The sequence below is a fragment of the Burkholderia sp. ABCPW 14 genome (genome assembly GCF_001523835.1).
In the GTDB taxonomy this organism is placed as follows: domain Bacteria; phylum Pseudomonadota; class Gammaproteobacteria; order Burkholderiales; family Burkholderiaceae; genus Burkholderia; species Burkholderia mayonis.
In genome coordinates this window covers 55,499-79,533 of record NZ_LOVS01000144.1, presented here as the reverse complement: position 1 = coordinate 79,533, position 24,035 = coordinate 55,499, and the positions used below count along the sequence as shown (strand labels likewise).

The following is a 24,035-nucleotide window of genomic DNA, read 5'->3' as shown; positions in this document are numbered from 1 at the left end:
GTCGTGCGCGGCCGGCGCGAATCGGCCGCGCTGCGTGCGCCGCGTCAGGACGCGGTGCCGTTTTTCAGCGATTCGACGAGCTCGACGTATTGCTTCTTCGCATCGTCCTTCGCCGTGCCCTTCAGCGCGTCCCATGCGTCGTACTTGTACTTGCCGACGATATCGGTGAAGCCCGGCTTGTCGCCGTGCACGTCGCCGTCGGTCGCCTGCTTGAAGAGCGCGTAGAGGCGCAGCAGCGTCAGGTTGCCGGGGCGCTCGGTCAACTGCTTCACGTCGATCTGCGCTTGCTCGAATTGGGCGGTGATGTCGCTCATGGGTGTCTCCGTAAGGTTTCCAGGCTGGCTTTTCCAGGCCGACGATCTTAGCAAGCGCGGGCGGGCGGCGGGTCGAGCGTTCCTTCCAAACCGATCCGCGCACGAAAGCGCGCCCGAATCGGACCGGATCGTCCGTGCGGGCTGGGCGTCGCATTACAATGTCGGCCATGACGCAAACAGTGCTCCTCGCCATCGACACGTCGACCGAGTTCTGCTCGGTCGCGCTGCTCGTCGCGGCCGCCGCGGCCGACGACGCTCCTTCCATCCGAACCTGGGTCCGCCACGAGCGGACGGGCGCCGTGTCGAGCACGCGCGTGCTGCCCGCCGTGCGCGAGGTGCTCGACGAAGCGCGACGCGCGTTCGACGACTGCGACGCGATCGCGTTCGGCGCGGGACCGGGCTCGTTTACCGGGCTGCGCACCGCGACGGGCGTCGTGCAAGGGCTCGCGTTCGGGCGCGCGCTGCCCGTCGTGCCGGTCGGCACGCTCGTCGCGTGCGCGGAGGCGGCACGGCTCAACGCGGGCGGCGCGGCGGGCCGCGTGACGCGCGTGCTCGCCGCGCTCGATGCGCGGATGGACGAGGTCTATTGGGCCGACTATGCGTGGGACGAGGCGGCGGGCGAATGGCGCGAGATCGCGCCGGCGTCGCTCGCCGCGCCCGCCGACGTGCGGGTGCCTGACGCGCCGTTCGTGCTTGCCGGCAATGCGGCGCACGCGTTCGGCGATCGCCTGCCCGCCTGCGCGCGCGCGCAGGCGATCGATCCTGACGCGCTCCCGCATGCGCTGCCGATCGCGCACGTCGCGCTGCGCGCCTATCGCGCGGGCCGCGTCGTGCCGGCCGATCGCGCGGCGCCCGAATACGTGCGCGACAAGGTTGCGCAGACCACTGCCGAGCGGCTCGCCGCGCGCGCGGACGGAGGCAGCCGATGAGCGGCGTGCTGATGACCGATCGTTGTCTGACGCCGATGACGGACGCCGATCTCGACGAAGTCGTCGAGATCGAGCGCGCCGCGTACGAATTCCCGTGGTCTCGCGGCAACTTCGAGGACTCGCTGCGCAACGGCTACTTCGGCGTCTGCATGCGCCACGTGACGGGCGTGCTCGTCGGCTACTGCGTGTTGATGCCGGTGGTCGACGAGATGCATCTGCTGAATTTGTGCGTCGCGCCCGCCGCGCAGTGCTCGGGCGTCGGCCTCGCGCTGCTGCGCGAGGCGGTGCGGATCGCGCGCGCCGAGCGGCTCGACGGCGTGCTGCTCGAAGTGCGGCCGTCGAATCCGCGTGCGATTCATCTGTACGAGCGCTTCGGCTTCGTGTCGATCGGGCGGCGCAGGAATTACTATCCGGCCAAGCATCGGAGCCGGGAGGACGCAATCGTGATGCGTCTCGCATTGACGAAGGAAGGAGGCGTGCATGGCGTTGGTTGAAGTGGCGCTCGAAGAGCTGGGGCTCGCGCCCGCATGGGTGCGGCGCGGGGTTGCGGGCGTCGAGGGCGTGCAGCAGGACGCGATGACGGCGGGGCACGGTGCGGCAGCGGCTACGCAAGCGGTGTCCGACGCCGCGCACGGCACGGCGTGCGAAAGCGCGCCGCGTGAGAAGGCCAGCGGCGTCGCAGGTGCCGCGGCGGCGCCGGCTGCCGAGCCGACGCGTGCCGCGGCGCGCGCATCGGATGCGGCCGAGCCGGCGTCGTCGGTTGGCGGTCGCGCGGCAAGTGCGCCGCCAGCGGCCGATGCGCACATGCAAGAGGTCGCGGCCAATGCGCGGGCGATGGCTGCGTCGTCCGGGCAGGGCGCACAAAATTCGATGGCCGAGCGTGCGACGCCGGCTGAGCAGCCGGCCGCGCCCGCCGCACGGCGCGTGCCGCCGCGCGGCGGCTCGCCCGATTCCGCCGGCTTTGCGCAAGACGCCGGCGCGCCGCGCGCCGCGGCGAACGCGAGCGCCGCATCGGCACACGCGCCGTCCGCGCGGGCCGACGGCCCGGGCGCGGCGGAACCCGACGAAGACGCGTCGTGGTTCGATCTCGAGCCGGTGTTCGAGCTCGCGCTGCCGGACGTCGCCGCGAAGCCCGCGGCCGCGTCCGCGCCGTCCGTCGCCGAGCTCGGCTGGGACGAACTGCGCGCGAGAGTCGCCGACTGCCAGCGCTGCCGCCTCTGCGAGAAGCGCACGAACACGGTGTTCGGCGTCGGCGACGAAAACGCCGACTGGATGCTGGTCGGCGAGGCGCCGGGCGAGAACGAGGACAGGCAGGGCGAGCCGTTCGTCGGCCAGGCGGGCAAGCTGCTCGACAACATGCTGCGCGCGCTCGCGCTCAAGCGCGGCGAGGACGTCTACATCGCGAACGTGATCAAGTGCCGCCCGCCCGGCAACCGCAATCCGGAGCCGGATGAAGTCGCGCGCTGCGAGCCGTATCTGCAGCGCCAGGTCGCGCTCGTGAAGCCGAAGCTGATCGTCGCGCTCGGCCGCTTCGCCGCGCAGACGCTGCTCAAGACCGACGCGAGCATCGCGTCGATGCGCGGACGCGTGCATCAGTACGAAGGCGTGCCCGTGATCGTCACATACCATCCGGCGTATCTGCTGCGCAGCCTGCAGGACAAGGCGAAGGCCTGGTCCGATCTGTGCCTCGCGAACGATACCTACCGGAACGCCGCGCCCGCCGCCGACCCGCAATGAATGCCGCGGCGTTGCCCGTGCCGCTGAGCGCATTGCGCGACGCGGCCGTGCGTGACCTCGCATGGCTGCTGTCGAGCGCGAGCCTGCTTGCGCCGTCGGCGGGCGCGCCGCTTGCGCAGCCTTGGGCGAGCGGCGCCGATGCGGCGCGGACGGCGGCGTGGCTCGTCGCGCTCGACGCGCAGCCCGCGCCGCTGCACGACGCGCTCGCGCAGGTGCGGCCGGTGCGACTCGGCCGCTACGCCGAATGCCTGCTCGGCTATTTCGTCGGCCATGCGCCATCGCTGCGCCTCGTCGCCGCGAATCTGCCGCTGCGCGTCAACGGCCGCACGCTCGGCGAGTGCGATTTCCTGATCGAGACCGCGCGCGGCGAGCGCCTGCATTGGGAGCTCGCGGTCAAATGCTATCTGTGCGTCGCGACGTCGGGCGCCGCGTCGCTCGCCGACTTCGTCGGACCGAATCTTGCCGACCGCTTCGATCTGAAGCGCGCGCGGCTCGTCGATCATCAACTGCTGCTGACGCGGCGCGACGAGTTCGCGTCGCTCGGTCACGCGGGGCCGTGGCGCGCGCAGATGCTCGTGAAAGGGTGGCTGTTCCATCGCGTGGGCGACGCGAAGGCAAACGGCGCGATCGCCGATCCGCCCGAAGTCGACGCCGATCATCCGCGCGGCTTCTGGGTCACGCGTGACGCGTGGCCGGCGTTCGCCGGCGCGCAGCGGGGGGGCGACGCCGCGTGGGCGGTGCTGCCGCGTCTCGCGTGGCTCGCGCCGCGCGCGATCGACGATGCGGCGGCGACGCAGGGCCCTGGCGCGCTGCTCGCGGCGGATGCGGTTCTCGCGCAGGTCGCCGGGCAGCCGGGGCCGTCGCTCGTCGCGGCGCTCGCGCGCGACGACGACGCGGTGTGGCGCGAAACTGCGCGCGGCTTCATCGTGCCCGACGATTGGCCGGAACGTGCGGCGGCGTTTGCTGCGCGTTGATGCGCGGTTCGGGTGGGGCGGGTTTCGGGCCGTGGGAGCGCTTCATGCGGAATCCGGTTGCGCGCATCGCTTGCGCTCGTTATCGAGCGCTTGACGCCCGACGCTCGTTCGCCTGTTTATGCGCGTCGAGGCCGCGCTCGACGAGTCGCTCGTGCGCCGCGACGCACAGCGCGCGCAATACGTCGCATCGGCGCGCGAAGCGATCGATCCGGGCATGATGCTCGAGCGCCGAGCGCCGAGCGCGACACGCGCGTTATCGCGTCTGCACAGTGCGGCGCGTGAGAGGCGAGAGGCAAGCGCGCGATCGGCGAGAACCGACGACCGGACGATGCGAAAGCCGCGCCGCCTGAGTCTCCCGCGCCGCCCGCACCGATCTCGGCCCGCTCACCACCACCGATAGAAATGATGGACCGGCCCGACGCCATGCCCGACGTCGAGCTGCCCGCTCGCGCCGATCGCGCCCGTCAGATAGATTTTTGCGTCAGCGATCGCATCCGCGAGCGTCGGCCGCTGCGGCAGCAGCGCGGCGATCGCCGACGACAGCGTGCACCCCGTGCCGTGCGTGTTCGCGACCGGCAGCCGCGTGCCCGGGAAGCGCTGCGCGCCGCCCGTGTGAATCAGCCAGTCCGGGCTCTCGTGCTCGGCGCCGAGATGACCGCCCTTCATCAGCACCGCCTTCGCGCCGCGCGCGACGAGCGCCTCGCCCTGACGCACCATTTCGTCCTCGGTCGTCGCGATCGCGACGCCGAGCAACTCGGCGGCTTCCGGCAGATTCGGCGTGACGAGATCGGCGAGCGGCAGCAATGCGTTGCGCAGCGCGTCGACCGCGTCGGGCGCGAGGAGCGCGTGCGAGCTCTTCGAGATCATCACCGTGTCGAGCACGACGTGGTGCGGCGCGTAGCGCGCGAGCGCCGCCGCGACCGCGCGCACGATCGACGCGTTCGCGAGCATGCCGATCTTCACCGCGTCGATGCGAATGTCGTCGAACACGGCGTCGAGCTGCGCGGAGACGAAGCCTGCGTCGGGCGCATGCACGCCCGTCACGCCGCGCGTGTTCTGCGCGGTGAGCGCGGTGATCACGCTCGCGCCGTACGCGCCGAGCGCGGAAAAGGTCTTCAGGTCGGCCTGGATGCCTGCGCCGCCGCCGGAGTCGGAGCCGGCGATCGTGAGCGCGTTGGGAATCGGTCGGGTCATGGGCGGGATGCGTCGATGAAAAACGCGGGCGGAAGGCGCGGGCGGCGCGGCGAATGCGCGCCCGCGCCGCGCATCAGTGTTTCGATTCGCCGATGAGGGCGACCGAATCGAAGCGGCGCTGATTCGCGATGTGCAGCCGCATCACGAGCCACATCGTCAGGCAGACGAACGTGCCGAACAGCACGATCACGACGCCGACCGGCACGTCGAGCCACACGAGCGCCGCGTACAGGCAGAGCATCACGAGCACGGATAGGTTTTCGTTGAAGTTCTGCACCGCGATCGAATGTCCGGCCGACAGCAGCACGTGGCCGCGATGCTGGAGGAGCGCGTTCATCGGCACGACGAAGAAGCCCGACAGCGCGCCGACGAACATCAGGAACACGTACGCGACGAGCAGGTAGACGGGCATGTGCACGCGCCCGATGTGCAGCGCCCAGTGCGCGGGGAACAGGTCGCGCGTGTAGAACGCCATCAGCATCACCGCGATGCCCATGATGATGCCCACCGGCAGCACGGTCAGCGACTTGCGCAGCGGAATCCGGCTCGCCGCGATCATCGCGCCCGCGGCGACGCCGAGTGCGACCACCGCCTGCAGGATCGCGCCTTCGGACAGCGACATGCCGAGCGACACTTCCGCCCACTTGAGGACGATGAACTGCAGCGTCGCGCCCGCGCCCCAGAAGAGCGTCGTGACGGCGAGCGAGATCTGGCCGAGCTTGTCGCGCCAGAGCGCCATGAAACAGTCGGCGAAATCGGTGACGAGCTTGAGTGGGCCGTGCTGCTGCCTCGGATAGCGCGCGCCCGTGTCGGGGATGCGCAGATTGAAGAGCGCGGCCGTGACGTAGATCGCCATGATGACGAGCATCGCCGCTTCGGCGGGCGTGTTGATCGAAGGCGGCGTGTGCGCGATCACGTGCGACGCGATCTTCGGGCTGATGAGCGCGCCGCCCAGCACCGTGCCGAGGATGATCGAGCCGACCGTCGTGCCTTCGATCCAGCCGTTCGCGGCGACGAGCCGCTCGGGCGGCAGGAGCTCGGTCAGAATGCCGTACTTCGCGGGCGAATAGGCGGCTGCGCCGAAGCCGACGATCCCGTACGCGACGAGCGGGTGCGCGCCGAACAGCATGATGAGGCAGCCGACGACCTTGATCGAATTGGTGATGAACATCACGTGCCCTTTCGGGCGGGAATCGGCGAATGCGCCGACGAAGGCGGCGAGCACCACGTACGACAGGACGAAGAACAGCTTCAGGAGCGGTATCATCCAGTTCGGCGCGTGGAGATCTTTGAGCAGGGCGATTGCGGCGATGAGAAGAGCGCTGTCGGCCAACGACGAGAAAAACTGCGCGGCCATGATGGAGTAAAAACCTTTTTTCATCTGAAGCGATGCTTTCCTCGCGGCGGCTCGGCCGCGCGGGCCGTGCAATCGGACTTATTCCGTTCGAAATGGGTTGTGCGCACGGCTTTATATCATGAAAATACGTCAATTCGGACTTGCAACATTCCCCGAACGTTCCGCGCATTGTTCGCATCGCGCCCAAAAGGCGCGATAAGCTGATGATTCGCAAGCGTCTTTACTGAAATTTCCTATGCCGCGCCCGATTTCCGCCACGATCCATACCGCAGCCCTCGCGAACAATCTTACCGTTGTGCGCCGCCACGCCGCTCACTCGAAGGTCTGGGCGATCGTCAAGGCGAACGCTTACGGGCACGGCCTCGCGCGGGTCTTTCCCGGGCTGCGCGGCACCGACGGCTTCGGCCTTCTCGACCTCGACGAGGCCGTGAAGCTGCGCGAGCTCGGCTGGGCGGGGCCGATCCTGCTGCTCGAAGGCTTCTTCCGGTCGACCGACATCGACGTGATCGACCGCTACAGCCTGACGACGGCGGTGCACAACGACGAGCAGATGCGGATGCTCGAAACCGCGCGGCTGTCGAAGCCCGTCAACGTCCAGCTCAAGATGAACAGCGGAATGAACCGGCTCGGCTACACGGCGGAGAAGTTCCGCGCGGCGTGGGAGCGGGCGCGCGCATGCCCCGGCATCGGCCAGATCACGTTGATGACCCATTTTTCGGACGCCGACAGCGAACGCGGCGTGGCCGACCAGATGGCCACGTTCGAGCGCGGCGCGGAAGGGATCGCCGGCGCGCGCAGCCTCGCGAACTCGGCCGCGGTGCTCTGGCACCCGTCGACGCACTTCGACTGGGTGCGGCCCGGCATCATGCTGTACGGCGCGTCGCCGTCCGGGCGCTCGGCGGACATCGCCGACAAGGGCCTGAAGCCGACGATGACGCTCGCGTCCGAGCTGATCGCCGTGCAGACGCTCGCGAAAGGGCAGACGGTCGGTTACGGCTCCGTGTTCGCCGCGCGGGACACGATGCGAATCGGCGTCGTCGCGTGCGGCTACGCGGACGGCTATCCGCGAGTCGCGCCCGAGGGCACGCCCGTCGTCGTCGACGGCGTGCGCACGCGGATCGTCGGCCGCGTGTCGATGGACATGATCACCGTCGATCTCACGCCCGTGCCGCAGGCGGGTGTCGGCTTGCGCGTCGAACTGTGGGGCGAGTCGCTCCCCATCGACGACGTCGCCGCGCAATGCGGGACGGTCGGCTACGAGCTGATGTGCGCGGTCGCGCCGCGCGTGCCGGTGCGCGCTGAATAAGGGCGCGCGCGTGGCGAAGCAAAAGACGGTATTCGTCTGCACCGAGTGCGGCGGGCAGACGCCGAAGTGGCAGGGGCAATGCCCGTCCTGCCAGGCATGGAACACCCTCGTGGAGTCGGCCGAGAGCTCGCCGTCCGCGCACCGCTTCCAGTCGCTCGCGAAGCAGGCGCCGGTGCAGCGGCTCGCGGACATCGAGGCGGCCGACGTGCCGCGCTTTTCGACCGGGATCGGCGAATTCGACCGGGTGCTGGGCGGCGGGCTCGTCGCGGGCGGCGTCGTGCTGATCGGCGGCGATCCGGGGATCGGCAAGTCGACGCTGCTGTTGCAGTCGCTCGCGCAGATCGCGAGCGAGCGGCCGGCGCTTTATATCAGCGGCGAGGAATCGGGCGCGCAGATCGCACTGCGTGCGCAGCGGCTCGCGCTCCTCGACGGCAGCGGCGCGAGCGCGGCCGATCTGAAGCTCCTTGCCGAAATCCAGCTCGAGAAGATCCAGGCGACGATCGACGCCGAGCGGCCCGACGTCGCGGTCATCGACTCGATCCAGACGGTCTATTCGGAAGCGCTGACGTCGGCGCCCGGCTCGGTCGCGCAGGTGCGCGAGTGCGCGGCGCAATTGACGCGTATCGCGAAACAATCGGGCACCGCGATCATCATGGTCGGGCACGTGACGAAGGAGGGCAACCTCGCGGGTCCGCGCGTGCTCGAGCACATCGTCGACACCGTGCTGTATTTCGAAGGCGACACGCATTCGTCGTTCCGTCTCGTGCGCGCGTTCAAGAACCGCTTCGGCGCGGTCAACGAGCTCGGCGTGTTCGCGATGACGGAGCGCGGCCTGCGCGGCGTCGCGAATCCGTCCGCGCTGTTCCTGTCGCAGCACACGGAGGTCGTGCCGGGTTCGTGCGTGCTCGTCACGCAGGAAGGCACGCGGCCGCTCCTCGTCGAGGTGCAGGCGCTCGTCGACACCGCAAACGTGCCGAATCCGCGCCGGCTCGCGGTCGGCCTCGAGCAAAACCGGCTCGCGATGCTGCTCGCCGTGCTGCACCGGCACGCGGGGATCGCGTGCTTCGATCAGGACGTGTTCCTGAACGCGGTCGGCGGCGTCAAGATTACCGAGCCGGCCGCGGACCTCGCGGTGCTGCTCGCGATTCATTCGTCGATGCGTAACAAACCGTTGCCAAAGGGCCTGATCGTATTCGGCGAAGTCGGGCTCGCGGGCGAGATCCGGCCGTCGCCGCGCGGGCAGGAACGCCTGCGCGAAGCGGCGAAGCTCGGCTTCACGACCGCGCTGATTCCGAAGGCGAACGCGCCGAAACAACCGATTGACGGGCTTCGCGTGCATGCGGTCGAGCGGATCGAGCAGGCGATCGATCAGATTCGCGTGCTCGAATGAGCGCGGCGGCGAGCCGGCGGGTTCCGGCCCCGCGCCTTTCGCGCGCCGATCGGGGGCGTAAAACCATGTAACGTTTTGGTACGCTGATGTAACCCTTTTGCAGCCTGTTTTTTTCTATGCTTGCCCAGGTTGTCTACCGCATGATGCGGAAAAGGGAAGCGTGTTGAAACGATCTCATTATTCAGGTGCGCAAAAGCGCACGTACAACGTGCGGGGTTGCCGCGTGTCCGAGCCGATCGGCGCGCCGTGGGGCGGTGGTTGCCGGATCGTCGAATGGGTCAGCGGAGACGGGCGGATCGCCCGGCGCGTCGCCGCCGTCAACGTGACCGAGGCGGAAGTCTACGCCATGATCCGCCGGCCGCTCGAAGGCCGTCGCTATCTGATGATCGACGACGAGCAGATGCCGCGCGATACGCTGCCGCGGCGCTGATTTCCGACTACGGGGCGTCGGCGCGAGCCGACATCGGCGCGCCGCGCACCGCTCGCGCTACCCGATTTTCTCCAGTTCGTCCTGCGCGCCGAGCCAGTCGGCTTCGAGCGCTTCGATGCGGCTATTGACGTCGCCCAGCTTGCGGATCGCATCGGTGAGTTGCGCCTTCTGTTGCGCGGCGTAGCTCGCCGGATCGGCGACGAACGCATCGAGCTCCGCCTTTTCGGCGTGAAGCCGCTCCATTTCCTTCTCGATCTTCGCGATGCGCGTCTGCAGCGGCTTCTTTTGTTGCGACAGCCGTTGGCGCGCTTCCGCTTCCTGGCGCTTCAGATCCTTGCGGTTGAACGCGGCCGCGCCGTTGCCGTCGCTCGCCGAGCCCGAATCGCCCTTTGCCGCCGCGCGCTGCTCGGCTGCGTGCTGCAGCAGCCAGTCGCGATAGTCGTCGAGATCGCCGTCGAACGGCTGCAGCCGGTGCTTCGCGACGAGCATGAACTGGTCGGTCGTCGCGCGCAGCAAGTGGCGATCGTGCGATACGAGGATCAGCGTGCCTTCGAATTGCGCGAGCGCCATCGTGAGCGCGTGGCGCGTCTCGAGATCGAGGTGGTTGGTCGGTTCGTCGAGGAGCAGCAGGTTCGGCTTCTGCCAGATGATGAGCGCGAGCGCGAGTCGCGCCTTCTCGCCGCCCGAGAACGGCGCGATCGGCGCGGTCGCCATGTCGCCCGAGAAGTTGAATCCGCCGAGGAAATCGCGCAGTTCCTGCTCGCGCGTGTCGGGCGCGAGGCGCGCGAGATGCGCGAGTGCCGAATCGTCGGGGCGCAGCGTCTCGAGCTGATGCTGCGCGAAATAACCGATCGTGAGGCCTTTTCCGGTGCGCACGTCGCCCGCGAGCGGCACGAGCGTGTTCGCAAGCGTCTTGATGAGCGTCGACTTGCCCTGGCCGTTCGCGCCGAGGAGGCCGATCCGCTGGCCATTCTGGATCGACAGCGCGACGCGCTCGACGATCGGAATCTCGCCGCCGTCGTCCGCACGATAGCCGCAGCGCACGTCCTCCATCACGAGCATCGGGTTCGGCGCGGAGTTGGGCGTGCGGAACTCGAACGTGAGCGGCGACGCGATGTGCGCGGGCGCGATCAATTCCATCTTCTCAAGCGCCTTCATCCGGCTCTGCGCCTGCTTTGCCTTTGTCGCCTTCGCCTTGAAGCGGTCGATGAAGCTCTGCAGATGTTCGATCGTCTTCCGCTGCTTCTCGTAGGCGCTTTGCTGCAGCTCGAGCTGCTGCGCGCGCAGCACTTCGAATTGCGAGTAGTTGCCGCCGTAGCGCTTCACCTGGCGATTCTCCAGGTGCAGCGTCACGCCGCAGACGGCGTCGAGGAATTCGCGGTCGTGCGAGATCACGACGAGCGTGCCCGGATAGCGATGCAGCCAGTCTTCGAGCCAGACGATCGCGTCGAGATCCAGGTGGTTCGTCGGTTCGTCGAGGAGCAGCAGGTCGGAGCGGCACATCAGCGCCTGTGCAAGATTGAGACGCATCCGCCAGCCGCCGGAGAAACTCGAGACGCCTTCGCGTGTCTGCGCAAGCGTGAAGCCGAGCCCGAGCAGCAGCGCTTCGGCGCGCGCGGGGGCGGTGTAGCCGTCGGCGTCGGCGAACGCCGCATGCGCTTCGGCTTCGGCTGCGCCGTCGTGCGCGGCGGACGCTTGCGCGATGCGCGCCTCGATCGCGCGCAGCGCGGCGTCGCCGTCGAGCGTGTAATCGAGCGCGCTGCGGTCGACGGCGGGCGTCTCCTGCGACACGTGCGCGATGCGCCACGACGGCGGCATCGCGAAGCCGCCCGCGTCCGCGTGCAACTCGCCGCGCAGCACTGCGAAGAGCGTCGATTTGCCGGCGCCGTTCGCGCCGACGAGGCCCGCTTTCTCGCCGGGATTCAGCGTGAACGAGGTCGCGTCGAAGAGCGGCTTCGTGCCGCGGGCGAGGCTGAACTGATTGAAACGGATCACGGCGAAAAATGCTTGGAAAAACCGCTATTCTAGACTGCGAGCCGCAAGCGGGGGATCGTCCGGACGGTAGAGTGTGCGCACGGCGCCGAATTCGCCTAGACTTCCGCGGACGGCATGACCCTATCAAAACAGGGAGGAACGAACCGATGTCGGAACTTTATACATTCAGCGCGCAGGCGCTCACGGGCGGCGAGGTGTCGCTCGAGCAGTACCGGGGCAAGGTGCTCCTCATCGTCAACACCGCGAGCGAGTGCGGGTTTACGCCGCAATATGGGGGGCTGCAGCAACTGTACGACCGCTTTCGCGAACGCGGGCTCGTCGTGCTCGGCTTTCCGTGCAACCAGTTCGGCAAGCAGGAGCCGGGCGACGCGTCGCAGATCGGCGCGTTCTGCGAGAAGAACTTCGGCGTCACGTTTCCGATGTTCGCGAAGATCGACGTGAACGGCGCGAATGCGCATCCGCTGTACCGCTATCTGGCCGAGGAGGCGCCCGGCATTCTCGGCCTCAAGGCGATCAAGTGGAATTTCACGAAATTTCTCGTGAACCGGGAAGGCGAGATCGTGAAGCGCTATGCGCCGTCGACGAAGCCCGACGATATCGCCAAGGACGTCGAGATGCTGCTCTGAGCCGGGCGGCGGCGCGCGTCGGATGCGCCGGAGTTGAGAAAGGGCGAGCGGCCGGTCGAAGGCCGGCTGCGTTTCCCGGCGCGCTGGCGTGGCGGTGCGGTGTCCGAGCGGGCGCACGGCGAGCGCGCTTTCGGCGGCGCGGTGCCGTGGACGTTGCGTCCGATGATGTTGTCGCGTTCGATTGCGGCGAAGTGGGCGAGCGGGGCGGCGCGTCCATGATGGAACGCGTTCCGGCGCCGAGGCCCGAGGAGTCGTAGACGCGACGCGCGCGCCGGCGCATGTTCCACCCGCGGCGGGCGGCTACGTCAGCACGTCGTTCCAATCCTGAAGCGTCCAATTGCTCACGACGCCGTCCGTCAGGAATGGATCGCCGCTCGCGAATTCTTCCGCAGCTTCGCGGCTCGTGAAGATGCCGAGCGCGCCCTGCGCAGGATCGGCGCACGGTCCTGCCATCAGCAGCACGCCGCGCGCATGGAATTCGCGCAGCCGTGCGACGTGCGCGGCGGCCTTCGCGAGGCCGTCCGGCGCCGTCTGATAGAACACACGCATTTCATCGGGACGCCTCCGTCATGTGTCGGACCGGAATCGGTTCCGCGCGGTCCGCTTCGGCTCGGGCCGACGGCGCGCGCGTGCGCGCCATGCGCCGTCAGAGAATCGGCGCGAACAGTCGCGCGATATGCATCGCGACGCGCCGCCACGCGGGCGAGCGCCGGTACTCGCTCAGATCCACTTCGAACGCATCATTGAAGTCGTGTTCGAGCATCGCTTCGACTTCGGTCGCGAAGCCTTCGTCGACCGTCAGCACCATGATCTCGAAATTCAGCCGGAACGACCGGTTGTCGAGGTTCGCGCTGCCGACAGCCGCCGCCGCCCGGTCGATCAGCACGACCTTCTGATGCAGGAAGCCGGGCCGGTAGCGGAAGATCCGCACGCCCGCGTCGACGAGATCGCGCGCATAGAGCTTCGACGCTTCGAACACGACGTAGTGATCGCGCCGGCTCGGGATCAGCACCCGCACGTCGACACCGCGCATTACCGCGAGCTTCAGCGCGGAGATCACCGCCTCGTCGGGCACGAGGTAGGGCGTCGTGATCCACACCCGCTCGCGCGCCGCGTTGATCGCCTCCGCGAAGAAGAGCGAGCCCGTCTCCTGCTTGTCGGCAGGGCCCATCGGTACGACGAGGCAGTGCATATCGGCGTCGGGAACGGTCGCGGGCGGCAGCGCCTGCGGCGGCAGCGATTGCGTCGCCCAGTGCCAGTCCTCGGCGAACACGTACTGAATGTTCGCGACGGCGGGACCGCGCACCTCGATGTGCGTGTCGCGCCATGGCGTGAGCCGCGGATTGCCGCCGAGATATTCGACGCCGACGTTGTGTCCGCCGACGAACGCGCGTTCGCCGTCGACGACGACGATCTTGCGGTGGTTGCGGAAGTTGAGCTGGAAACGGTTGACGAACTGCTTGTTGGTTGCGAACGGATGCACTTCGACGCCGCCTTCGCGCAGCGTGTGCACATAGCTCGACGGCAGATCGAAGCTGCCGATGCTGTCGTACAGCAGATAGCAGCGCACGCCCGCTTGCGCGCGCGCGATCAGCGCATCGCGCAGCATCGCGCCGAGCGCGTCGTCGCGGACGATGAAGAACTGGACGATCACGTAGCTGCGCGCGGCGTCGATCGCCGCGAGGATCGCGGAGAACGTCGCGTCGCCGTTGACGAGCGTGCGCACCGCGTTGCCGGCGACGAACGGCATCCCGACGAGGCGCGTGAGCGCGCGCACGCGCGCGAGGCCGAGCGCGTCCTTCGGCGCGCCGAGCGTCGAGCCCTCGGCGTCCCACGGCGCCGGATGCGCGCGGGTGCGCAGCGCCTCGGTCTCGTGACGGCGCGCGTCGACGTAGCCGGAGAACTTGCTGCGGCCGAGGAACAGATACGGGATCAGCGTCAGGTACGGCATCGCCGTCAACGACACCGCCCATGCGATCGCGCCTTGCGACGTGCGCGTATTCAGGATCGCATGGCAGGCCGCGATCACGCCGAGCACGTGCGCGAGGCCGATGAAGGTGCCGAGATGGAGCCAATCGAGGGTCATGAGCGCGTTGGATTCCAGAAGGAGGCCACGCGGCGCGCCGCGACCGGGCGCCGCTTACGCGCATCTTACCGAAGCGTGCGTGCGAGCGGCCACTCCGTACGAACCGGAGGGGCCGGCCCGCACGGACGAGCGCGGTTTCAGCCGGCGACGGCGGGCAGGTTGCTCGCGTGGATCAGGAACACGCTGTCGTCGCCCGCGCTCGTCGACAGCCACACGAGATCGAGGCCGCCGAACGCCGCCTCGACGTTCGCGCGCTCGTTGCCGATCTCGACGACGAGCACGCCTTCATCCTTCAGCCACCGGCGCGCTTCGCCGATGATGCGGCGCACGATGTCCATCCCGTCCGCGCCGCCCGCGAGCGCCATCTCCGGCTCGTGCCGGTATTCAGCGGGCAGCTCGGCCATCGAATTCGCGTTTACGTACGGCGGATTCGTGATGATCACGTCGTAGCGCTGCTCCGGATCGAGCGACCTGGATGGCGGCAGCGGCGCGTACAGGTCGCCGTGATGGAGCGCGATCTGCTCGTCGAGCCCGTAGTCGCCGCGATTGATCTTCGCGACTTCGAGCGCGTCGGCCGACAGGTCGACCGCGTCGACGCTCGCGTTCGGAAACGCGAGCGCCGCGAGGATCGCGAGGCAGCCGGAGCCCGTGCACAGCTCGAGCACCGAGCCGACGAGCGCGGGATCTTCGACGAACGGCTGCAGGCCGTCGTCGAGCAGCTCGCCGATGAACGAGCGCGGCACGATCACGCGCTCGTCGACGTAGAAGCGATGGCCGTGCATCCACGCTTCGTGCGTGATGTACGCGGCGGGCACGCGCTCGGTCGCGCGGCGCTCGATCACGGCGAGCACCGCGCCGATCTCGTCGGGCGAAAGGCGCGCGTCGAGGAACGGCTCGAGCGTGTCGAGCGGCAGGTGCAGCGTGTGCAGCACGAGATAGACGGCTTCGTCGAATGCGTTGTCCGAGCCGTGGCCGAACGCGAGCTTCGCCTGCGAGAAGCGCGACACCGCGTAGCGGACGAGGTCGCGGACGGTTTTGAACGGGGAGGGGGATGTCGTCATCGAGCGGCCTTCGTCAAGCGATCAGTTGTTCGAGTACGCGGCGGTACACGTTCTTCAGCGGATCGACGAAACGCACTTCGATGTGCTCGTCGATCTTGTGGATGCTGCCGTTCGGCGGGCCGAACTCGATCACCTGCGGGCAGATGCGCGCGATGAAGCGGCCGTCGGACGTGCCGCCCGTCGTCGACAGCTCGGGCGATATGCCGGTTTCCGCACGGATCGCTTCATCGAGCGCGGTCGACAGCTCGCCGCGCGGCGTGAGGAACGGCAGGCCGCTGATCGACCAGTTCAGATCGTAGTCGAGCTGATGCTTGTCGAGGATCGCGTGCACGCGCGCCTGCAGGCCTTCGACGGTGCTCGCCGTCGAGAAGCGGAAATTGAACAGCAGATCCGCGTGGCCCGGGATCACGTTCGTCGCGCCGGTGCCCGCGCGCAGGTTCGACACCTGCCAGGTGGTCGGCGGGAAATATTCGTTGCCTTCGTCCCATTGCTCGGCCGCGAGCTCCGCGAGCGCCGGCGCGAGCAGGTGGATCGGGTTCTTCGCGAGATGCGGATAGGCGATGTGGCCTTGCACGCCCTTGATGACGAGTTCGCCCGACATCGAGCCGCGCCGGCCGTTCTTCACGACGTCGCCGAGCATCGCCGTCGACGTCGGTTCGCCGACGATGCAGTAGTCGAGCCGCTCGCCGCGCGCGCCGAGCGCTTCGACGACCTTCACGGTGCCGTCCGTTGCCGGCCCTTCCTCATCGCTCGTGATCAGAAAGCCGATCGAGCCGCGGTGCTGCGGATGCGCGGCGACGAACTCCTCGGCCGCGACGACGAAGCCCGCGAGCGACGTCTTCATGTCGGCGGCGCCGCGGCCGTACAGCTTGCCGTCGCGATGCGTCGGCACGAAGGGCGGCGAGCTCCACTGCTCGAGCGGGCCGGTCGGCACGACGTCCGTGTGGCCTGCGAACGCGAGCAGCTTGCCTTCGCGGCCGGCCGTGCCGCGCTTGACGGCCCAGAAGTTCGTCACGCCGTGCGACGCGATCGTTTCGCACGCGAAGCCGAGCGCGGTCAGGCGCTCGATCATCAGGTGCTGGCAGTGCTGATCGTCGGGCGTGACGGACGCGCGCGCGATCAGTTGTTCGGTAAGGGCAAGGGTGGCAGACATAGTTCGGACCACTTTCGATAAAAAATGCCGGCGCGGTGGCCGGCAGCGATGAGGCTTGTGGCGCGTTCAGCGCAGGCGGGCGCTACGCGGCAAACAGCGCCGTGTATTGGTCGGCCGCGAAGCCGAGCGACTTCACGCGGCCGTTGACGACCAGCACCGGACGCTTGATGACCGACGGCTTGTGAATCATCAGCGCGATCGCGCCGGCCGGCGTTTCGGCGGCCGCCTTCATGTCGTCGGCCAAGCCGCGCCACGTGGTGCCGCGCCGGTTCAGGAGCGCGTCGAGCGACACGTCCTTCAGCCAGTCCTCGACCAGCGGCGCGCTGACGCCGGCTTTCTTGAAATCGTGAAATTCGAACTCGACTCCGTGCTCGTCGAGCCACACGCGGGCCTTCTTCACGGTGTCGCAGTTCGGAATGCCGTACACGACCACGGTGCGAGGCTTCGCCATCAGTCGCCTCGGAGCAGTTCGTTCAGGCCGACCTTCGCGCGCGTCTTCGCATCGACCTTCTTCACGATCACCGCGCAGTACAGGCTGTGCGTGCCGTCCTTCGACGGCAGGTTGCCCGCGACGACGACCGAGCCGGCCGGAATGCGGCCATACGTCACTTCGCCCGTTTCGCGGTCGTAGATCTTCGTGCTCTGGCCGAGGTACACGCCCATCGAGATCACCGAGTTCTCCTCGACGATCACGCCTTCGACGACTTCCGAGCGCGCGCCGATGAAGCAGTTGTCCTCGATGATGACGGGGTTCGCCTGCAGCGGCTCGAGCACGCCGCCGATGCCGACGCCGCCCGACAGGTGCACGTTCTTGCCGATCTGCGCGCACGAGCCGACCGTCGCCCAGGTATCGACCATCGTGCCTTCGTCGACGTACGCGCCGATGTTCGTGTACGACGGCATCAGCACGACGTTCTTCGCGATGAACGAGCCGCGGCGCGCGATGGCGGGCGGCACGACGCGGAAGCCGCCTGCCGCGAAGTCTTCGGCCGTGTAGTTCGCGAACTTCGACGGCACCTTGTCGTAGAACTGCGAGTAGCCGCCCGCCGGCATCGGCGCGTTGTCTTCCAGGCGGAACGACAGCAGCACGGCCTTCTTCAGCCACTGGTGGACGGTCCATTCGCCGTCGATCTTCTCGGCGACGCGCAGCGCGCCTTTGTCGAGCTGCTCGATCGCGTGCGCGACGGCTTCGCGGATCTCCGCGGACGCGGCCTTCGGCGACAGCTCGGCGCGGTTTTCCCAGGCGTTATCGATGATTTGCTGAAGTTGTTGCGACATGTTCGTGGCTATGCTGGACGTGGATGATGGATGAATCGGGGGCGCTCGACGCGCGTTCAGCGGGCGAGGCCACGGCAGAAATCGACGATGCGCTGCGCGCCTTCGACGCATTCGGCCGCGCCGGCGACGAGCGCGATCCGGACGAAGTCGCGGCCGGGATTCGCGCCATGCGCGTCGCGGGCGAGATACGAGCCGGGCAGGACCGTCACATTATAGTCGGCGAAGAGACGCCGGGCGAACTCGGTATCCGACAGGCCGGTCCTCGCGACGTTCGCCCACAGGTAGAACGCGGCGTCGGGCAGGCGCACGTCGACGACGTCGGCGAGCATCGGCGTGACGGTCGCGAATTTCTGCGCGTAGAGCGCGCGGTTCTCGCGCACGTGCGCCTCGTCGCCCCAGGCGGCGAGGCTCGCCTTCTGCCAGACGGGCGACAGCGCCGCGCCGTGGTACGTGCGGTACAGCAGGAAGCGCTTCAAGAGCGCCGCGTCGCCCGCGATAAAGCCCGAGCGCATGCCCGGCACGTTCGAGCGCTTCGACAGGCTCGACAGCATCACGAGGCGTTCGAAGCCGCGGCCGAGCCGGTGCGCGGCCTCGAGGCCGCCCATCGGCGGCTTCGACTCGTCGAAGTAGATCTCCGAATAGCATTCGTCGGACGCGATCACGAAGCCGTGCTCGTCCGACAGCGCGAACAGCTCGCGCCAGTCGTCGAGCGTCAGCACGGCGCCCGTCGGGTTGCCGGGCGAGCATACGTAGACGAGCTGCGTGCGCGCCCACACGTCGTCCGGCACGACCGAGTAGTCGGGGGCGAAGTTGCGCGCCGGGTCGCTGTTGACGAAGTACGGCTCGGCGCCCGCGAGGAGCGCCGCGCCTTCGTAAATTTGATAGAAAGGATTCGGACAGAGTACGATCGGCCTTTCGCCGTTCTGGCCGGCGTCCTCGCCGCACTTGCGCGCGGTCGGGTCGATCACCGCCTGCGCGAGCGAGAAGAGCGCCTCGCGCGAGCCCGACGCGGCGAGCACCTGCGTCGCGGCGTCGATCGCGGGCAGCCCGTAGCGGCGCTCGAGCCAGCGGGCGACCGTCTCGCGCAGCGCGTCGGTGCCCGCCGTCGCCGGATACGACGCGAGGCCGTCCAGCGCGGCCGCGGCGGCGTCGCGGATCAGCGCGGGCGTCGCGTGCTTCGGCTCGCCGATGCCGAAGCTGATCGGCGGCAGATGCGCGGGCGGCGTCACGCCGGCAAAGAGCGCGCGGAGCTTTTCGAACGGATAGGGCTGAAGCGTATCGAGACGAGGATTCACGGGCTTGGACGGACGGAGCCGGTAGATGGCCGATCGGACGGGCCGGTTTAAGCGAAACGGGCGCGAAACAGGGGGCGCGGCAGGCGCCGCCGGGCGCGGGCGAAGCAGGGCGCGGCGGATGGCGGCGCGGGATGCCGGCATGCCGGCCCGTGCCTGCCCTGTTGGGCGCGGCGACGGCGCTCGATTATAGCGTGACATCGGACGGCGAACGCGCGGCGAACGCGCCGCGACGCCGTACGACGAAGGAAGAAGAGGTTCGGTTTGCAAATGAATGAACGAGGGAGCGCCGGCTGGCCGACGCTCGCGATTCTGATTGGCGCGTTGGTATGGGGCCTGATCTGGTATCCGTTGCGCCTCCTGGCGGCGCTCGGCGTGACGGGCACGGCGGCGAGCGCGCTGACGAGCGTCGTCGCCTGCGCATTCGTGCTGATCGTGCGGCGCGGGTCGATCGCGACGGTGCGCTGGCACTGGCTGCTGCCCGCGCTCGGCATCGCGGCGGGCGTGACGAATCTCGGCTTCGTCTGGGGCACGATTCACGGCGAAGTGCTGCGCGTGATGCTGCTCTTTTATCTGACGCCCGCGTGGACCGCGATCTACGCGCACTTCATCCTGCGCGAGCGGCTCACGCTCGCGGGCGCGGCGCTTGCCGCACTGTCGCTCGCCGGCGCGATGCTGATGCTGTGGTCGCCGCGGCTCGGCGTGCCGCTGCCGTCGAACCCGGCCGAATGGGCGGGGCTCGCGGCCGGGATGAGCTTCGCGATGAGCAACGTGCTCGTCGTCAAGGCGAGCCGCGAGCTGCCGCAGATGAAGCCCGAGATGCGCACGGCGACGCTCTTCGGCGGCGCGGCCGCGCTCGGCGTCGTCGCGTCGCTCGTCGAAGGCCTGCCGCCGGTGCCGGCGGGCGACGACCTAGGCTTCGCGGCGCTGCTCGTCGCCGGGATCGGCGTGACGGTCGCGGCGAACAACATGCTCGTCCAGCACGGCTTGGCGCGCGTGCCGGCGAACCGCGCATCGATCATCATGCTGTTCGAGATCGTCGTCACGGCGCTGTCGGCGTGGCTTTTTGCCAACGAAGTGCCGACCGCGCGCGAATGGGCGGGCGGCCTCTGCATCGTCGTCGCGACCCTGCTGTCGAGCCGCGTGCACCGCGCCCGGCCGGCTGATGACGAACCGCGCAAGCCGGGGGACGGCGCACGCGCGATGGTATGATTGGCCCCATTCGCGGGGCCGACTGCTTGACAGCACGGCCCCGTTTTTCGAATCTTGGGCGTGCGGCGCGCGCGCGGACCTCGCGGTCGAATCGCGGCGCGCAACACACGTTCCCAACCGTTTCACACTCTTTACCACCGATACCGCCGTGCGTCTGAGCTCGATCAAACTCGCTGGCTTCAAATCTTTCGTCGATCCCACGCACTTCCAGGTCCCAGGTCAACTGGTCGGCGTGGTGGGACCGAACGGGTGCGGCAAATCCAACATCATCGACGCCGTGCGCTGGGTGCTCGGCGAATCGCGCGCGTCCGAGCTGCGCGGCGAGTCGATGCAGGACGTGATCTTCAACGGCTCGACGGCCCGCAAGCCGGGCAGCCGGGCGAGCGTCGAGCTCGTGTTCGACAACTCCGACGGCCGTGCGGCCGGCCAATGGGGCCAGTACGGCGAGATCGCCGTGAAGCGCGTGCTGACGCGCGACGGCACGTCGAGCTACTACATCAACAACCTGCCCGCGCGCCGCCGCGACATCCAGGACATCTTCCTCGGCACGGGTCTCGGCCCGCGCGCGTACGCGATCATCGGCCAGGGGATGATCGCGCGGATCATCGAGGCGAAGCCCGAAGAGCTGCGCGTGTTCCTCGAAGAGGCGGCGGGCGTGTCGAAGTACAAGGAGCGCCGCCGCGAGACCGAGAACCGCCTGCACGACACGCGCGAGAACCTGACGCGCGTCGAGGACATCGTCCGCGAGCTCGGCTCGAATCTCGAGAAGCTCGAAGCGCAGGCGGTCGTCGCGACGAAGTACAAGGAGCTTGTCGCCGACGGCGAGGAGAAGCAGCGCCTGCTGTGGCTGCTGCGCAAGAACGAGGCGGCGGCCGAGCAGGACAGGCAGCGCCGTGCGATCGGCGACGCGCAGATCGAGCTCGACGCGCAGACCGCGAGGCTGCGCGAAGTCGAGGCGCAACTGGAGACGCTGCGCGTCGCGCACTATTCGGCGAGCGACGCGATGCAGGGCGCGCAGGGCGCGCTCTACGAAGCGAACGCCGAGGTGAGCCGCCTCGAGGCCGAGATCAAGTTCATCGTCGAGTCGCGCAACCGCGTGCAGTCGCAGATCGCGGCGCTCGTCGCGCAGCAGGAGCAGTGGCGCGCGCAGGCCGACAAGGCGCAGGGCGACCTCGAGGAAGCGGAAGAAGCGCGCGCGGTCGCCGACGAGAAGGCGGCGCTCGCCGAGGACGACGCGGCCGCGAAGCACGACGCGCTGCCCGCGCTCGAGGCGCGCTGGCGCGACGCGCAGACCGGGCTGAACGACGAGCGCGGCCGGATCGCGCAGACCGAGCAGGCGCTCAAGCTCGAAGCCGCGCACCAGCGCAACGCCGATCAGCAGCTCCAGCAGCTCCAGCAGCGCCACGAGCGTCTGAAGACCGAGGCGGGCGGCCTCGACGCGCCCGACGAGGCGCAGCTCGAAGCGCTGCGGATGCAGCTCGCCGAGCACGAAGAGATGCTTGCCGAGGCGCAGGCGCGGTTGGCCGACGCGCAGGAGACGCTGCCGCGCCTCGACGCGGAGCGCCGTGCGGCGCACGAGCGCGTGCAGGCCGAGAGCGCGCAGATCCATCAGCTCGAAGCGCGCCTGGCCGCGCTCAAGCAGTTGCAGGAAAACGTGCAGACGGAAGGCAAGATCCAGCCGTGGCTCGACAAGCACGAGCTCGGCGCGCTGCCGCGTCTGTGGAAGAAGCTGCACGTCGAGGCCGGCTGGGAAACCGCGCTCGAAGCGGTGCTGCGCGAGCGGCTCGCGGCGCTCGAAGTGTCGAATCTCGACTGGGTGAAGGCGTTCGCGACCGACGCGCCGCCGGCGAAGCTCGCGTTCTACGCGCCGCCGCCCGCGGGCGAGCCGCTCGCCGCGCCGGGCGCGCTGCGGCCGCTCCTGTCGCTCGTGCGGATCGACGACGCGGGCCTGCGCGCGGTGCTCAACGACTGGCTCGGCACGGTGTTCATCGCCGACGATCTCGCGCAGGCGCTCGCCGCGCGCACGCAGCTGCCGCAGGGCGGCGCGTTCGTCGTGAAGGCGGGCCACGTCGTCACGCGCTCGGGCGTGCAGCTGTATGCGGCCGATTCCGAGCAGGCGGGGATGCTCGCGCGCCAGCAGGAAATCGAGAACCTGGCGCGCCAGGTGCGCGCGCAGGCGCTCCTGGCGGACGAAGCGAAGGCGGCGGCGATCCGCGCGGAAGCGGCGCATACGCAGGCGTCGCAGGCGCTGACCGAAGTGCGCGCGCAGGCCGAGCGCGCGACGCAGCGCGTGCACGCGCTGCAGATGGACGTGCTGAAGCTCGCGCAAGCGCACGAGCGCTACACGCAGCGCAGCACGCAGATTCGCGAGGAGCTCGAGGAGATCGGCGCGCAGATCGAAGAGCAGCGCGCGCTGCGCGCGGAGTCGGAGGCGAACTTCGAGCGTCACGACGCCGAGCTCGCCGAGCTGCAGGCGCGCTTCGAGGACAACCAGCTCGCGTTCGAGGCGCTCGACGAAGCGCTGACGAACGCGCGTCAGCAAGCGCGCGAACTCGAGCGCGCGGCCACCGATGCGCGCTTCGCCGCGCGCCAGTCGGCGAACCGGATCGACGAGCTGAAGCGCACGATCCAGGTCGCGCACGACCAGAGCGAGCGCGTCGCCGCGTCGCTCGAGGACGCGCGCGCGGAGCTCGAGACGATCAACGAGCAGACCGCGCACACGGGCCTGCAGGATGCGCTCGAAGTGCGCGCGGCGAAGGAGCAGGCGCTTGGCGCCGCGCGCGCGGAGCTCGACGACCTGACCGCGAAGCTGCGCGCGGACGACGAGACCCGCTTGGCGGCCGAGCGCTCGCTGCAGCCGCTGCGCGAGCGCATCACCGAGCTGCAGCTCAAGGAGCAGGCGGCGCGGATGACGGGCGAGCAGTTCGCCGAGCAGCTCGCGGCGGCCGAGGTCGACGAGGCCGCGCTGAAGGACAAGCTCACGCCGGACATGAAGCCGTCGTACCTGCAGGGCGAGGTCACGCGGATCAACAACGCGGTCAGCGCGCTCGGCCCCGTCAACATGGCGGCGCTCGAAGAGCTCGCGGCGGCGAGCGAGCGCAAGGTGTTCCTCGACGCGCAATCGGCCGACCTGACGAACGCGATCGAGACGCTCGAGGATGCGATCCGCAAGATCGACCAGGAAACCCGCACGCTGCTGCAGTCGACCTTCGACGAAGTGAACCGCCATTTCAGCGATCTGTTCCCGCGCCTGTTCGGCGGCGGCCAGGCGAAGCTCATCATGACGGGCGACGAGATCCTCGACGCCGGCGTGCAGGTGATGGCGCAGCCGCCCGGCAAGAAGAACGCGACGATTCACCTGCTGTCGGGCGGCGAGAAGGCGCTGACGGCGACCGCGCTCGTGTTCGCGATGTTCCAGCTGAACCCGGCGCCGTTCTGTTTGCTCGACGAGGTCGACGCGCCGCTCGACGACGCGAACACCGAGCGATTCGCGAACCTCGTGCGCGCGATGTCGGACAAGACGCAGTTCCTCTTCATCTCGCACAACAAGATCGCGATGGAGATGGCGCAGCAACTGATCGGCGTGACGATGCAGGAGCAGGGCGTGTCGCGGATCGTCGCGGTGGACATGGAAACTGCCGCGGGTTTTGCGCAGAATTAACGTTTGACGAATGGCGCGCGGGCGCGCGGCGCATGGGCGC

The 24,035-nt window shown here is 68.8% G+C and carries 21 protein-coding genes; 10 read left to right on the top strand and 11 right to left on the bottom strand.

The window, feature by feature from the left end:
• Window positions 1–44: 44 nt before the first annotated feature.
• Window positions 45–314 carry an acyl-CoA-binding protein gene (locus WS62_RS22160; protein ID WP_010104699.1) on the bottom strand — a complete coding sequence of 90 codons (270 nt, stop codon included), beginning with the start codon at window positions 312–314 and terminating at the stop codon, window positions 45–47.
• Window positions 315–493: 179 nt separating this feature from the next.
• On the opposite strand from WS62_RS22160, the gene tsaB reads away from it, so the two are divergent.
• From tsaB to WS62_RS22140, 4 genes are read left to right on the top strand one after another with little or no spacing between them, the layout of a single operon-like run.
• On the top strand, window positions 494–1,243 hold the full coding sequence (gene tsaB, locus WS62_RS22155) for a tRNA (adenosine(37)-N6)-threonylcarbamoyltransferase complex dimerization subunit type 1 TsaB (RefSeq protein ID WP_197422896.1): 750 nt from the start codon (window positions 494–496) through the stop codon (window positions 1,241–1,243).
• Window positions 1,240–1,737, top strand: a complete 498-nt coding sequence (gene rimI / locus WS62_RS22150; RefSeq protein WP_066575297.1) for a ribosomal protein S18-alanine N-acetyltransferase — start codon at window positions 1,240–1,242, stop codon at window positions 1,735–1,737. Before tsaB ends, rimI begins: the two co-directional genes overlap by 4 nt.
• Window positions 1,724–2,980, top strand: coding sequence for a uracil-DNA glycosylase (locus WS62_RS36785; RefSeq protein WP_066575295.1), 1,257 nt, complete (start codon window positions 1,724–1,726; stop codon window positions 2,978–2,980). The genes rimI and WS62_RS36785 overlap by 14 nt, the downstream gene beginning before the upstream one ends.
• A complete protein-coding gene (locus WS62_RS22140) occupies window positions 2,977–3,954 on the top strand; it encodes a DUF1853 family protein (protein WP_066575293.1) in 978 nt (325 codons plus the stop codon). Before WS62_RS36785 ends, WS62_RS22140 begins: the two co-directional genes overlap by 4 nt.
• Window positions 3,955–4,338: 384 nt before the next feature.
• Here WS62_RS22140 and thiD read toward each other — a convergent pair whose 3' ends face one another.
• Both thiD and lplT read right to left on the bottom strand, forming a co-directional pair.
• The gene (gene thiD / locus WS62_RS22130; RefSeq protein ID WP_066575288.1) at window positions 4,339–5,148 is read right to left on the bottom strand and encodes a bifunctional hydroxymethylpyrimidine kinase/phosphomethylpyrimidine kinase; all 810 of its coding nucleotides are present in this window, start codon (window positions 5,146–5,148) and stop codon (window positions 4,339–4,341) included.
• 73 nt (window positions 5,149–5,221) lie between these two features.
• A complete protein-coding gene (gene lplT, locus WS62_RS22125) occupies window positions 5,222–6,529 on the bottom strand; it encodes a lysophospholipid transporter LplT (protein WP_066575286.1) in 1,308 nt (435 codons plus the stop codon).
• A gap of 211 nt (window positions 6,530–6,740) precedes the next feature.
• Between lplT and alr the strand changes: the two genes are divergently transcribed.
• The 3 genes from alr (at window position 6,741) to WS62_RS22110 (ending at window position 9,631) form a co-directional block, all read left to right on the top strand.
• Window positions 6,741–7,811 (top strand): alanine racemase, encoded by a 1,071-nt coding sequence (gene alr / locus WS62_RS22120; RefSeq protein WP_066575285.1) that lies wholly within the window; start codon window positions 6,741–6,743, stop codon window positions 7,809–7,811.
• A 10-nt stretch (window positions 7,812–7,821) separates the two neighbouring features.
• Entirely contained in the window at window positions 7,822–9,201 is a 1,380-nt protein-coding gene (gene radA, locus WS62_RS22115) for a DNA repair protein RadA (RefSeq protein WP_066575284.1), read from the top strand.
• A 163-nt stretch (window positions 9,202–9,364) separates the two neighbouring features.
• Window positions 9,365–9,631, top strand: coding sequence for a DUF2866 domain-containing protein (locus tag WS62_RS22110; RefSeq protein ID WP_066575279.1), 267 nt, complete (start codon window positions 9,365–9,367; stop codon window positions 9,629–9,631).
• 57 nt (window positions 9,632–9,688) lie between these two features.
• Here WS62_RS22110 and WS62_RS22105 read toward each other — a convergent pair whose 3' ends face one another.
• On the bottom strand, window positions 9,689–11,626 hold the full coding sequence (locus tag WS62_RS22105; protein WP_066575277.1) for an ATP-binding cassette domain-containing protein: 1,938 nt from the start codon (window positions 11,624–11,626) through the stop codon (window positions 9,689–9,691).
• Window positions 11,627–11,772: 146 nt separating this feature from the next.
• On the opposite strand from WS62_RS22105, the gene WS62_RS22100 reads away from it, so the two are divergent.
• Window positions 11,773–12,252, top strand: coding sequence for a glutathione peroxidase (locus WS62_RS22100; protein WP_066575271.1), 480 nt, complete (start codon window positions 11,773–11,775; stop codon window positions 12,250–12,252).
• Between the two features lie 300 nt (window positions 12,253–12,552).
• On the opposite strand, the gene WS62_RS22090 is transcribed toward WS62_RS22100, so the two are convergent.
• From WS62_RS22090 to dapC, 7 genes are all read right to left on the bottom strand, one after another.
• Entirely contained in the window at window positions 12,553–12,795 is a 243-nt protein-coding gene (locus WS62_RS22090; protein ID WP_442855096.1) for a YciI family protein, read from the bottom strand.
• A gap of 103 nt (window positions 12,796–12,898) precedes the next feature.
• On the bottom strand, window positions 12,899–14,338 hold the full coding sequence (cls, locus tag WS62_RS22085) for a cardiolipin synthase (protein ID WP_066575264.1): 1,440 nt from the start codon (window positions 14,336–14,338) through the stop codon (window positions 12,899–12,901).
• A 137-nt stretch (window positions 14,339–14,475) separates the two neighbouring features.
• Complete coding sequence (gene prmB / locus WS62_RS22080) at window positions 14,476–15,399, bottom strand: 50S ribosomal protein L3 N(5)-glutamine methyltransferase (protein WP_066575263.1); 924 nt, start codon at window positions 15,397–15,399, stop codon at window positions 14,476–14,478.
• A gap of 13 nt (window positions 15,400–15,412) precedes the next feature.
• Window positions 15,413–16,552, bottom strand: coding sequence for a succinyl-diaminopimelate desuccinylase (dapE, locus tag WS62_RS22075; protein ID WP_066575262.1), 1,140 nt, complete (start codon window positions 16,550–16,552; stop codon window positions 15,413–15,415).
• Window positions 16,553–16,634: 82 nt separating this feature from the next.
• Entirely contained in the window at window positions 16,635–17,003 is a 369-nt protein-coding gene (locus WS62_RS22070) for an ArsC family reductase (RefSeq protein WP_010104655.1), read from the bottom strand.
• A complete protein-coding gene (gene dapD / locus WS62_RS22065) occupies window positions 17,003–17,830 on the bottom strand; it encodes a 2,3,4,5-tetrahydropyridine-2,6-dicarboxylate N-succinyltransferase (RefSeq protein WP_066491462.1) in 828 nt (275 codons plus the stop codon). The genes WS62_RS22070 and dapD overlap by 1 nt, the downstream gene beginning before the upstream one ends.
• A 56-nt stretch (window positions 17,831–17,886) precedes the next feature.
• Window positions 17,887–19,125, bottom strand: a complete 1,239-nt coding sequence (gene dapC / locus WS62_RS22060; RefSeq protein ID WP_066575261.1) for a succinyldiaminopimelate transaminase — start codon at window positions 19,123–19,125, stop codon at window positions 17,887–17,889.
• Between the two features lie 261 nt (window positions 19,126–19,386).
• Between dapC and WS62_RS22055 the strand changes: the two genes are divergently transcribed.
• Together WS62_RS22055 and smc are read left to right on the top strand one after the other, a co-directional pair.
• Window positions 19,387–20,334, top strand: coding sequence for a DMT family transporter (locus WS62_RS22055; RefSeq protein WP_066575259.1), 948 nt, complete (start codon window positions 19,387–19,389; stop codon window positions 20,332–20,334).
• A 148-nt stretch (window positions 20,335–20,482) separates the two neighbouring features.
• Complete coding sequence (gene smc / locus WS62_RS22050; RefSeq protein WP_066575257.1) at window positions 20,483–23,995, top strand: chromosome segregation protein SMC; 3,513 nt, start codon at window positions 20,483–20,485, stop codon at window positions 23,993–23,995.
• The last annotated feature ends 40 nt before the right edge of the window (window positions 23,996–24,035 follow it).